Genomic DNA, 12321 nt, shown 5'->3' with positions numbered 1-12321 from the left:
AGTTTGGATTCCCGAAGCATCTACACTTCGCAGTATGCACCACGCCCACGAGGCCGGGAAAGCGCCCCGGACGCCGACCCCTGAAGACCTCCAAGTCGTCGGCCTCGTCCCCCTGTTGGCGCCCCACTTCCGTGGCGCCGTCGTACGGGAACTCATGCCGGATCCGCTGCGCGACGCGATGGAGTCACACCAGCTGACGCCCCGCCATGGCGCGGTACTGCCGCAGCTGCTGGCCGGACAGCCGCTGACCGTCAGCGAGATCGCCCGGCGGCTGCAGGTGTCGCTGCCCACGGCCAGCGAACTGGTCGGCGGACTGAACCGGGCCGGCATCGTCGTCCGCACCGAGGACCCGGCGAACCGCCGCCGCATCCTGGTGTCACTGGCCGAGGAGTACCGTCCGGCACTCGAAACCTTCGTCGCCCGGCGCAGCGAGCCGCTGCTGCGCGCCCTGGACGGTCTGTCCTCGGCCGAGCGGGCGGGGTTCCTGGCGGGACTCCGCGCCTGGGTCCGGGAAGTGCAGGGGTAGCTCCCGCCCCACGAACCTCACGCTCGGGTGTCGTGCGGTTCCGGTGGGGGGGTGGGGGGGCGGCGAGCAGAGGTGGCGGCCGAGGTGGCTAGCGACTGTCCGTCGGGCCGGCGGAGGGGGCGGCGGGGCTTGCCGCATGAGAGTGCACCGCGCCGTTTCGCGCGGGGGGATGCGCTTCGAGGAGCGTGGCGTACAGGCCGCTCTGGTGAATGAGTTGGGCGTGGGTGCCCGACTGGACCAGTCGGCCCTCGTCCAGTACGAGGACGCGGTCGGCGTGCGCGGCCAGGCCCAGGTCATGGGTGATCACGATGGTGGTGCGGCCTTCGGCGAGGCGGCGCAGCGGTGTGAGGATGCGCTGGGCGGCGAGGGTGTCCAGGCCGGTGGTGGGCTCGTCGAGGAGGAGTACGGGTGCGTCGCGGAGCATGGCGCGGGCGATCGCGACCCGCTGCAGCTGGCCTCCGGAGAGCCGGGCGGTGCCAGGGGCGATGACGGTCCGGTAGCCGTCCGGGAGGGCGGAGATGAACTCGTGGGCATCGGCTGCCCGCGCGGCGCGCAGCACGTCTTCATGGGTCGCGTTGACGCCTCCGGAGGCGATGTTCTCCTCGACCGTGTCGTGCAGGACCAGGGTCTGCTGGGGCAGCAGGGTGATGTTCCGGCGGAGCTGGGCGAGCGGCAGCAGGTTCACGGGGATGCCGTCCAGGCGGATGCTGCCGGCGTCCGGGTCGTAGAAACGCAGCAGCAGCGCCGCCAGCGTCGACTTGCCCGCGCCGCTGGGACCGGTGATGACCAGCAGTTCTCCCGGGCCCGCGGAGAAGGAGAAGTCGCGCAGGGCCTCGGCCTGGCCGCCGGGGTAGCGGAAGGTGATCTGTCGCCCTTCCACCTCGCCGATGGCGCGGCCCCGGATCTGAACGACCTTGGAGGCGGGCGGGTCGGTGACGGCGGGGCGGGCGTCGAGGATCTCCAGCAGGCGGTCGGCCCCGGCCGTCGCGGCGGTGACCGTCAGGCCGAGCGCACCGAGGTTACGGATCGGCGGGTAGAGGTAGCCGATGAACGCGGCGAAGGCCAGCAGCTGCCCCAGGGACATCCGGCCCGCGGAGATCTCCCAGGCGCCCAGACCGATGATCGTCAGGACGCAGAGCGTTTCGAGGATCTCCACCAGTTGCGCGTAGAACTCGTTGAGGCGGGCGCTGGTCACGGATGCGCGAAACCACGTACCCGCTTCGCGGCGCAGCCGCTCCTCCTCGTCGTGCTGACGGTTGTACGCCTGGGTCAGGACGACATTCACCAACGTCTCCTCGACGACGGAGGTGATGGCGCCGTCCGCCCGGCGTTCACGGCGCGACACCTGTTGCAGACGGCCCGTGAAACGGCTGGTGGCGACCCAGAACAGCGGCGCCAGCGCGAAGGTGGCCAGGGCCAGGTCCCACCGCAGCCACAGGGCCGCGGCGGCGTAGAAGATGACGCTGAACACCGCCGTACAGGCCTGGACCAGGCCGGTCACCACCAGCTGCTCGATGGCATCCACATCGCCGGTCAGCCGCTCCACCAGGTCACCGCGGCGGTTGCGCTGGTAGAAGTGCGGCGGCAGCGTCTGGAGATGGGCGAAGACGCGGGCCCTGAGCCGCATCACGAAGCGCTCGGCGGTCCAGGCGCCGAGCGAGTTACCCAGGTAGGCCACGATCCCGCCGGCGACGGCCACCGCGAGCCACTGGCCGCCCGGGGTCCAGAAGGCGCTGACAGAGCCCTTCTGCAGAGCCTTGTCGGTGAGTTCGGCGAAGAGCAGGATTGCCGCGGTCTCGGCGAGCGCGGCAACGACCGCACACAGGCCCACACAGAGGAGCCAGCGGCGGTCGCCTTGCGTCAGCGGCCAGAAGCGGCGGAATGCCGCGCGGGCACGCACATGTTGGGGATAGGGGTAGTTGACCTCGTATGCGGCGTCCGTGGTGAGGCCGCCCGCTCCTGCACGCGCCCACGTCGCCGTCGGGGACGCTGCGTCAGATGACGCCGGAGATGCCGAGTCCGCTGAGTCCGCTGAGTCCGTCACCCTGCGGGGTGGCGCTTCGGGGCGCGCGCCGCGCCGACGTGAGCTGCGAAGATGCATGGTCTCTGCGCCAAACCGTCGTTCGTGGATGCTCGGGCCGCTTCGGGGCGCTTCCGGCCCCAAAGAGACGAGGCCGACTCGCGCGGAACGCGAGCCTGCCTCGTTCTCAGGACATCTCGTCAGGACTGCTCGTCAGTAGTTGAAGAACCGACGCCGGCGGTGCCTGCGGTGCCTGCGACCGTAACCACCACGGCCGTAGCCACCGCGACCATAACCACCACGGCCGTAGCCGTCGTCGCCATAGCCCCAGTCGCCGCCGTGCCGACGCCTGCGGGGGAAGACCTTGAAGCTCATCTTCGCCTCCTCGATTCCGTTCGGTTTGTCGCGTCCGATGTGAACTACGACACTTTCGAGGCTACGACGCTCCGTTACGGGCAACAAGGGCTTATACGTGAAAATTCACGCAAGACGGATATATGCCGCAGAGTCGCCTATTAGGTGCATAGCGTGGCCGCACGGGAGGGCGCGCGGTACGAGCTCGGACCGCCCTCTCGGCTCGCCGACCTGCGGGTTTGCCGGGCGCGGAGGGCGGCGGAGGCGGCGGCCGGGCCGGCTGCGGGGCCGTACGGGACGGCCGTACGGCGTCGAGGAGCGCATACGCTCCGGATTCAGCGCCCCGCCGCGCCGAGGCCACACACCGGCCGGAGGCAGCGGTACGCCGCGCCCCCCCCCGATGACGGGCTCGCTCGAACCCCGGCGGGCCGGAGCGGCAGGAGCGATCGGCTCAACGGCTTTGTTTCGTGCGGCAGTTGATCCCGTCACGAAGGGAACTCGGTCGGCGGCGCCGCGACTTGGGCGGGCCGGCCTCCCTCCCGGTAAGCGTCGGGAGGGGCCGGCCGGGGTGCCGCCGGCACAGGCTTGACCTCACGTCAGATCGAGGTCGCGTCCTGGCCTCAGCCGGAACTGCCCTCGCTGTGCCGCTCGTAGAAGTGCGAGAACCGCTCCAAGGGGTCCCCGTCCGCACTCCACGGCCAGGGAGTTGCCAGGCCTCCCGTGGCGCGCAGCGCGGTGGCCGCCTCGGCGGTCCGGGTGGACTTGAGCAAGGCGTAGGCCAGCAGGTTGAGATCGGCCGCCGCCGCCGCGTGGGTGAGGAACCCCGGGGTCGGCCAGTCGCGGGACGCCTGGTCGAGGGCCTTGGCCACATCGGGCCGGCGCCAGATCTCCGCGGCGCCGAGGGCCATCAAACCGCCGACGGCGACGGCGCGCTGGTGGTTGCGGACGATGGCGGTGAGTTCCATGCCGGCGGTGGGGGCGTCGGGCGGCATCGCGGCGCGCAGGCCGTCGAGCAGGTCCAGGACCAGGACGCTGGAGCCGCATTCCTCCGGTGACAGATAGCGCAGGGCCTGGAGGTGGGCCTCCCGGTTCCAGGGGTCGCGGGCCTTGATCTCGCGCCAGACCGGCGACAGTTCGCGGGTGGGGCGGCGCTCCAGGCGCAGCGAGGCCAGGTGGAGGGTCCAGGGTGTGGGGTCGGCGGGGAGCAGGTCGGCGGCGCGCCGGCAGGCCTCACGTACGTTGCTCAGGTCGCCGACGGAGTCCTGCTGCTGGGCCTGGAAGAGGTCCGACCAGGCGTGGAGCAGCAGCGCCCCCGGATCCTGCGGACTGTGCTGCCGCCAGATGCCGGGCAGCGAGCGGCCCGCGGCCCCGGCGAGCACCTTGAGGCGGTGGGCCTTGCGGTCCCAGTCCTGGCCGGCCTCGTTGATCACGTTCTCGAGCAGGGCCATGACGGCGGTGTCGAGTGAACCGCGGGCCCAGCAGGTCTCGACGCGCTTGCGGACCTTGCCCAGCGCGAGGTCGTCGAGTTCGGGGAGCAGACGGGGAAGGCTGCCTTTGCGGCGGCGTCTGAAGGCGGGCATGTCTTCGGCGGCCTTCCGATGGTGGGACGTATGCGGCGGTAGGGGTTCAGGATGCGCTGTACGGGCGGCAGCGTGTCATGCACGCCGCCGCCCGTACAGCACGTGAGGCTAACGAGATGTGACGGCCGCCTTCTCGGCGGTGTCCCCCTTGCGGCCGAGACGGTCGCGGACGAGGGAGATGGCGACCACCAGGACTGCCAGGAGCAGCGACAGCAGCACCTGGATCCGGCCGCCGCCCTCGCTGTCGTCGGTGAGCATGTAGACCAGCACGAACGAGATCATCGCGATGGTCGCCCAGGTCAGATACGGGAAGAGCCACATCCGTACGACGAGCTTCTCCGGGTTCTCGCGCAGGATGATGCCGCGCATCCGCAGCTGCGAGAAGCAGATGACCAGCCAGACGAAGAGCGCGACCGCGCCCGAGGAGTTCAGCAGGAACGCGAAGACCGTGTCCGGCCAGAGGTAGTTGAAGCCGACCGCGATGAAGCCGAAGAGAACGGAGGCCAGGATCGCGGCCTGCGGGACGCCCCGGGAGTTCGTACGGGCGAAGGCCTTGGGTGCGTCGCCGCGCCGGCCGAGGGAGAAGGCCATCCGGGAGGCGGTGTAGAGGCCGGAGTTGAGGCAGGAGAGCACGGCGGTCAGCACGATGACGTTCATGATCTGGCCGGCGTGCGGGATGCCGATGGTGTCGAGGGCGGCGACGTACGAGCCCTTCTTGGCGATCGACGGGTCGTTCCAGGGCAGGAGCGAGACCACGACGAGGATCGAGCCCAGGTAGAAGATGCCGACCCGCCAGATGACGCTCTTGGTGGCCTTGGTGACCGCGCGCTGCGGGTCCTCGGACTCACCGGCGGCGAGGGTGACGATCTCGCTGCCCATGAAGGAGAAGACGACCATCAGGACGCCGGTGAGGATCGTGCTGGGCCCGTTCGGCAGGAAGCCGCCGTGCGCGGTGAGGTTGCTGAAGCCGGTGGCCGCGTGGTCGGAGCCGGGCAGGACGCCGAAGATCGCGAGGCCGCCGAGGACGATGAAGGCCGCGATGGCGACGACCTTGATGCCCGCGAACCAGAACTCGAATTCGCCGAAGGAGGCGACCGAGGCGAGGTTGGTGGCGGTCAGGACGATCATCACGATCAAGGCCCAGGCCCACTGCGGGACGGCCGGGACCCAGCTGGTGAGGATGGCCGCACCGGCGGTCGCCTCCACGGCGAGCACCACGACCCAGAAGAACCAGTACAGCCAGCCGATGGAGAAGCCGGCCCAGCGGCCGAGCGCCCGGTCCGCGTAGGCGGAGAAGGAGCCGGACGTCGGGTTGGCCGCGGCCATCTCGCCGAGCATCCGCATCACGAAGACGACCAGCGCGCCGACCAGGGCGTACGAGAGCAGGATGCCGGGGCCGGCCGCCTTGATGCCGGAGGCCGAGCCGACGAAGAGTCCGGCGCCGATGACCCCGCCCACGGCGATCATGGACAGATGGCGGTTCTTGAGGCCCGAGTGCAGACCTGACTGTCCAGGGGCCTGGCCGTCACCGGGGGGTGCGGGCGGCGCGGCCACGGGGCTGGAGGGAGGTGTAGTCATCGCAACATCCATTGAGGGTTGGAGGGGTCATGCACGGGGTGATGGCAGGGAGCGCCTCAGCAGCTGCTCGATCGGGGTTCTCGGTGGCCGTTCTCGTACCGGGACGTGCGAGGGCCGGTGTGGACAGGTGGCGATCATGGCCCTGACGCGTGCCGACCGCGGCAACGAAAGGGCCGCGGTCTGTGATGCCTGCGTGGGTGGGGAAGCGCCGACCGCGCGCCACGCTAGTGCCCGGCCTCCTCGTGAGAGGTGAGCCGCATCACGTCCGGATTGGATTTGCGCAAGCGTATGCGGCGATCCGCAACGGCGTATTTGTGCGGCCCGACAAATTCGCCCCCGATAGCTGTGCGGTCGGCCAATGCAGATCCCCGCACGACGGGCCCCGCCATCGCCGCCCGAGGCCACAGCGCCGCTGGTCGCGGCGGACAACGCCGCCTGTGGAGCCTTGGCCGTACGGACAGAAGTCCGGGCCCGCCCGCGCCCTAGCGTGATTCCCGCTACATCACCCACTTCAGCAGCGGTGCGCGACAACGGCGGAACAGGGAGCGAAATGCCGGGTGAATGTGACCGGGAATCAGAACAGCGCACGGGCCGGGAATCCGGCGGGGAATGTCCGGGGGAATTCGGCGGGCCGGTACTGGTGATCGGCGCGACCATCCTCGCCCGCCGCGTCTGCGCCGCCCTCTCCGGGAGCGGACACCGGGTGGACCACCTCCCCGCCCCCGACGACCAGGACCTGCGCCAGGCGCTGGCCGCGCGGCCGTCCGGCGTCGCCGTCCTGGTGGGCGAGGACCTGTCCGCCCTGCGCTACGCCCTCGCCGTACGGCATGTCTGCGCCACCGTACGGATCGTCGTCACCGTCTTCGACCGCACCGTGGCGCAGCAGCTCCGTTCGCTGCTGCGGCACTGTGTGCCGGTCTCGCCCGCCGACCTTCTGGCGCCGACGCTGGCCGGGCTGTGCGTGGACCCGGACCCGGACGTACTGGCCGTATGGGACGACGGGCACGGCGCCGTGGCGGTCCGGCGGCGGGCGGGGCGGCTGGTGCAGACGCCGTGGCGGGCGGGTGCGGCGGCGCGGCGGCGGGCCGTACTGGGGCGGCTGCGCGGGCAGTTGCAGCCGCACGACGCGGACGCCCGGCTGCTGCTCATCGGGCTGCTGGGCATCGTGGCCGTCCTGGGCCTGGACTGGCTGTGGCTGGTCGGCGTCCTCCACCGGCCGGCCGGCACCGCGTTCCTGGAGGCCGCCCGGGTCGTGGCCGGGGTCGGACCGGCCGTACCGCACGCCGGCCATCCCGTGTACGAGGTGGTGTCGGGCGTCGCGATGCTGGTGACGGTGGGGTTCAGCGCGCTGCTGACGGCGGGCATCGTCGACCGGCTGATCGGGCCGCGGCTGGTGGGCGTGCTGGGGCCGCGGGTGCTTCCCCGCGCCGGGCATGTCATCGTCGTGGGCCTGGGCCAGGTGGGGCTGCGGCTGTGCCAGACCCTGCGTCAGCTGGGGGTTCCCGTCATCGGGGTGGAGCGTGAGCCGGCCGCGCCGAATCTGCGGCTGGCGCGGTCGATGGGGATACCCGTGGTGCTGGCGCACGGCGAGGACCGTGAGGTGCTCGCCCGGCTCGGCCTCCCGCGCGCCCGCGCGCTGGCCGCGGTGGGCTCCCATGAGCTGGACAACATCGCCGTCGCGGTCGCCGCCCACGGCGTGGCGCCGGACGTCCGGGTGGTCCTGCGGGCCGGTGAGGACGAGGCGACCGCCGAGACGCGGTCGCTGCTTCCGCTGGGGCTGACCCGGGACATCACGCGGACCAGCGCGGCGTATGTGACCGCCCATCTGGCCGGGCACCCGGCGGGCGCCCCGCCGCGGCGCGTGGTGGCCGACGCCGACTGCGACTACGTCCAAGTGGCCGACGGCGGCGGGCTGGTGGGCCGGCCGGTACCCACCGGGGACGGCTGCGGCCATGTGCGCCCCGCGTCTCCCTGCCCCTGCACGCTCACACCGCCGCGACCGAGGAACCGTCCGCCGGCCCGTCCGGAGCCGCATTCTGCTCGGTCCAGATGATCTTCCCCGTCGGCGTGTACCGCGTCCCCCACCGCCGCGACAGCTGCGCCACGATGAACAGCCCGCGCCCGCCCTCATCGGTGGTCCGGGCGTGGCGCAGCCGCGGGGACGTGCTGGAGGCGTCGAACACCTCGCAGATCAGCACGTCCTGCCGGATCAGCCGCAGGGTGAGGGGCCCGGAGGCGTGGCGGATGGCGTTGGTGACCAGTTCGCTGACGATCAGTTCCGTGGGGAACAGCAGATCGTCCATGCCCCATGCCGTCAGCTGCCGGTCGGCGAGGGTACGGGCGCTGGCGACGACGGCCGGGTCGGAGGGCAGGTCCCAGGAGGCGACCTGGTGGGTGCCGAGCGCGCGGGTACGGGCCAGGAGCAGCGCCGCGTCGTCGGACGGCGGGCCGGCCAGCAGGGCCTTGACCACCTTCCCGCCGGTCTCCTTGAGCGTCGCTCCGGGTTCCGTGAGGGCGTTGCGCAGCCGGGACAGTCCGACGCCGATGTCCCGGTCGCAGGCCTCGATGAGGCCGTTGGTGAAGAGCGTGAGCAGGCTGCCCTCGGCCAGCTCCAGCTCGACGGATTCGAAGGGCATCGCCCCGAGGCCCAATGGCGGTCCGGCGGGCAGGTCCGGGAAGTCCACCGTGCCGTCGGGGCCGGTGATCGCGGGCGGGAGGTGGCCGGCGCGGGCCATGGTGCACTTCCTGCTGACCGGGTCGTACACGGCGATCAGGCAGGTGGCGCCCATGAACGTGGCGGCCACGCTCGCGTTCTCCGCCTCCACCGCCGCATCCGCGCTGCGCGTCTCCACCAGGCCGATGACCAGGTCGTCCAGCCGGGCCAGCAGTTCATCGGGCGGCAGGTCCAGGTTGGCGAGGGTACGGACGGCAGTGCGCAGCCGGCCCATGGTGGCCGCGGCGTTGATGCCGTGTCCGACGACGTCCCCGACGACCAGGGCGACCCGGGCGCCGGAGAGCGGAATCACGTCGAACCAGTCGCCGCCGACCCCGCTCGGGGCGTCCGCCGGGTAGTACCAGGACGCCACTTCCAGGGCGGAGCCGCCGGTCAGTTCGTGCGGCAGCAGATTGCGCTGCATGACCCGGGCCGCGGTGCGCTCGCGGGTGTAGCGGCGCGCGTTGTCGACGCAGACCGCGGCGCGGGCGACGAGTTCCTCGGCGAGCCGTACGTCGTCCGCCACGAACGGGCCCAGCCGGCGCGAGCGGACGAAGGTCGCCGCGCCCAGGGTGATGCCGCGGGCCCGGATGGGCGCCACCATCACCGAGCGGTATCCGAAGGCGCGGATGATCGCCGCCCGTTCCGGGGTCTCGGCGACCCAGGAGCTGTTCTTCAGGTCCAGGATCGGCTCCACCATGGACTCGCCCTCGAGCAGGCAGCGGGCGATGAGGGAGGAGGGGGCGCGCTGGACGGTCTCCCCGAGGGCCGGCCCCGCCTCCGGGCAGCCTTCGTGGACGGACTGCTGCCCGGAGCGGCGCATGGTGGGCGTGGTGGACACCGGCCCCGGTGCCGGCTCCTCGCCCCTGATGACCGAGTCCAGCAGGTCCACGGCGACGAAGTCGGCGAGCGGCGGTACTGCGACATCGGCCAGTTCCTGGGCGGTCCGGGTGACGTCGAGGGTGCTGCCGATCCGGGCGCTGGCGTCGTTGAGCAGGGCCAGGCGTTCCTGGGCGCGCCAGCGTTCGGTGACGTCGATGACCATGTACCAGATGCCGATGCGCCGGCGCTGGACGTCCTCCAGGACGAAGAAGGAGGCGGAGTAGGCGCGCTCCTGGCTGGGGTCGGCGTAGGTGGGGCTGCGGAACTCGTAGTCCATCACCGGGGACCCGGTCCGCAGGACCCGCTGCATCCGCTCCTCGAACGCCTCGGCCTCCAGCTTCGGCAGGACCTCCTCGACGGTGTGCCCCAGCCGCCGTTCCAGGGGGATCAGCCGCCCCAGTACGTCGTTGACCCAGACGTAGCGCAGGTCGATGCCCAGGACGGCCATGCCGACCGGCGCATGTGCCAAAAACGGCTCCAGCATCAGCTGGTTGACCCCGCCGCCGGGCAGCCGCCACTCCTCCAGGGCGAGGACCGACCACCGTTGGCGGCCCGTACCGTCCATACCGTCCGCCCCAGCCCTGCCGTCCGCCCCGTCGACGACGGCCGTGACCTGCACGGCCAGCTGCACCTGACGGCCGTCCCGGTGGCGGGCGGCGACCGAGCCGCCCCAGCCGTCCCCCGCCCGGCACCACTGGGCGACGGCGGCCACCCGCGCCGTCTCCTCGGGCATCGCCAGCAGCTCCGCCGCGGAGTGGTGGAGGATCTCCCCGGCCGGGTATCCGAGCAGCCGCTCCGCCGCCCGGGTCCAGGAGACGACCCGCCCCCGCGCGTCCAGTTCGGCCGTGGCCGCCTTTGCCACGTCGCATGCCGGAGCGCCGCCGCCCGGCGGGACGTTCTTCGAGGTCATCATCGCCAGCCCGTCACCCACCCCGTCAGCCCAAAAGCCGCCCAATGAGGCATATCGCCCATTCTAGAAGGCTCAAACGGGGTACGGGCGGGACCCCGCGACGGGTCAGACCGCCGGCGGCAGCCTCAGCTGCAGCATCGCCAGCAGCCGCTGGTCCGGCCGGCTCAGATCCAGCCCGGTCAGCTTCTCGGCCCGGCGGATCCGGTAGCGCAGCGTATTGGGGTGCACATGCAGCCCGGCGGCGGCGGCCCGGACGTCCCCGAAGGAGTTCAGATAGGCGAGGACGGACTGGGCCAGCTGCCCCTGGCTGCGGCTGTCGTGGCGCACCAGGGCGGTCAGCCGCGGGTCGCGCATGTCGGGGTGCGCGGACAGCAGCGCCAGCAGTTCGCTGACCAGCACCTCCGCCTGGATGTCGGGCAGCGCGGCGACCGTGGTCGGGACGCCGACCCGCACCATGGCGTCAAGAATCCGGTCCGCCTCCCGGCGCGACTCCGGGACGTCCCCGAGCCCCGGCACGATGCAGCCGACCGAACCGCGCAGCGCCAGCCCCAGGTGGCGGCGCGCGGCCTCGCTGATCTCCTGGCCCCAGCCGCGCAGCGTGCCCAGGTCGATACTGCGCGGCAGTTGCGGCAGCAGTACGTAGATCCGCGCATCGACCTGGGTGACCAGGGCGCTGCGGTGCCGGGCGGCGGTGTGCACCGAGATGAGGTTGCTGACCTCGGACCGGGTCAGCTCGGAGGCGGACGCGGTCGCCTCGGCGGCCCCGTAGGAGAAGCCCAGCACGGCCGCCGGACGGGCGGTGTCCAGGCCCAGGTGGGACGCCAGGGGCTGCGGGCCGGTGCTGCCCTCCAGGAGGCCGGCCGCCAGGGTCCGGGTCAGCGTCAGATCGGCGGAGAGCTCCCGGCGGCGGCGTACGAGATGGAGCGCGGCGACCCGGGCGGCGCCCAGCAGCGCCTGGTCCGCGTGCTCGCTCAGCACCGCCGCGCCTTCCTGCACCCAGATGGTGCCCAGCTGCCGCTCCCCGGACCGGATGGCCACCGCGAGCCGGCGGCGGATGCCCAGCTCGGGATGGCTGTCGATGGGGATCACCTCGTCCGAGGCGCGCAGCCGCTGGAAGACGCCCCACTTCCGCAGCTGCGCCAGATACGCCTCCGGTCCCTGCCAGCCCAGGATGGACAGCCGCCGCAGGTCATCGACCTCGTCGGAGTCGGTGGAGCGGGAGTAGGCCAGCACGCGGTGGGCGGTGTCCTCGATGCTGACGATGCCCCCGGTGAGGACGGCGGTGGTCTGCGCCAGCGCGAAGAGATCCCCCTCCTCACCGGCCTCCCCGTTGCGCCCCGACGGCACTTCCTCGAGCGCCGCACGGGCCAGCGCGTCGACCTGTTCCCAGCGCGCTTCCCCCCGTACGGACAGCAGCGCGACCCCCGCCTCGACGGCGCACTCCCTCAGGGCTGCGGCCTGCCCGGGAACGTCCAGCTTGACCGCGATGGCGGCGGCCCCGTCCCGCCCGCCGGCCCGCAGCGCCGGGAAGGCGGCGCGACCACGGGCGCCTATCGCGAGGACCAGCGCACCGGGCGGGGCGAGCGGCGGATCCTCGGGATCCAGGAGCGCCACGCTGCGGATCTCCACATCCAGCCCGGCGGGCGCGGCCTGGAGCTCCACCAGGGGTTCCCCCAGCGACATCAGGAGCTGACGCAGGGTGATGCCGGTGCGGGGTGGCGATGCCTCGGCAGCTGGATCCATGATCGGCGCCTTCGG

8 protein-coding genes are annotated in these 12321 nt (G+C 72.2%); 2 read left to right on the top strand and 6 right to left on the bottom strand.

Annotation, left to right across the window (positions count from 1 at the left end; translation table 11 throughout):
- Positions 1–34: 34 nt before the first annotated feature.
- A complete protein-coding gene (locus tag ACZ4S3_RS23245) occupies positions 35–526 on the top strand; it encodes a MarR family winged helix-turn-helix transcriptional regulator (protein ID WP_467937160.1) in 492 nt (163 codons plus the stop codon).
- 88 nt (positions 527–614) lie between these two features.
- Here the strand turns inward: ACZ4S3_RS23245 and ACZ4S3_RS23240 are convergent, their stop codons facing one another.
- The 4 genes from ACZ4S3_RS23240 to ACZ4S3_RS23225 all read right to left on the bottom strand — a co-directional run bounded on the left by ACZ4S3_RS23240 (position 615) and on the right by ACZ4S3_RS23225 (position 6058).
- The gene (locus ACZ4S3_RS23240; protein ID WP_467937158.1) at positions 615–2627 is read right to left on the bottom strand and encodes an ABC transporter ATP-binding protein; all 2013 of its coding nucleotides are present in this window, start codon (positions 2625–2627) and stop codon (positions 615–617) included.
- Between the two features lie 132 nt (positions 2628–2759).
- Positions 2760–2921 (bottom strand): hypothetical protein, encoded by a 162-nt coding sequence (locus tag ACZ4S3_RS23235; protein WP_467937156.1) that lies wholly within the window; start codon positions 2919–2921, stop codon positions 2760–2762.
- A 599-nt stretch (positions 2922–3520) separates the two neighbouring features.
- On the bottom strand, positions 3521–4480 hold the full coding sequence (locus ACZ4S3_RS23230; RefSeq protein WP_467937154.1) for a hypothetical protein: 960 nt from the start codon (positions 4478–4480) through the stop codon (positions 3521–3523).
- A gap of 108 nt (positions 4481–4588) precedes the next feature.
- Complete coding sequence (locus ACZ4S3_RS23225; RefSeq protein WP_467937152.1) at positions 4589–6058, bottom strand: amino acid permease; 1470 nt, start codon at positions 6056–6058, stop codon at positions 4589–4591.
- 550 nt (positions 6059–6608) lie between these two features.
- Between ACZ4S3_RS23225 and ACZ4S3_RS23220 the strand changes: the two genes are divergently transcribed.
- Positions 6609–8111: an NAD-binding protein gene (locus ACZ4S3_RS23220; protein ID WP_467937150.1), complete on the top strand. Its 1503-nt coding sequence runs from the start codon at positions 6609–6611 to the stop codon at positions 8109–8111.
- Here ACZ4S3_RS23220 and ACZ4S3_RS23215 read toward each other — a convergent pair.
- Positions 8044–10566 (bottom strand): SpoIIE family protein phosphatase, encoded by a 2523-nt coding sequence (locus ACZ4S3_RS23215; RefSeq protein WP_467937567.1) that lies wholly within the window; start codon positions 10564–10566, stop codon positions 8044–8046. The genes ACZ4S3_RS23220 and ACZ4S3_RS23215 overlap by 68 nt on opposite strands.
- 102 nt (positions 10567–10668) lie before the next feature.
- Positions 10669–12306, bottom strand: coding sequence for a PucR family transcriptional regulator (locus tag ACZ4S3_RS23210; protein WP_467937148.1), 1638 nt, complete (start codon positions 12304–12306; stop codon positions 10669–10671).
- Positions 12307–12321: the final 15 nt, after the last annotated feature.

It is taken from the genome of Streptomyces sp. NPDC028368 (assembly GCF_055565615.1).
The sequence above is the reverse complement of the archived record's forward strand: the minus strand, read 5'-3'. Positions and strand labels throughout refer to the sequence as shown.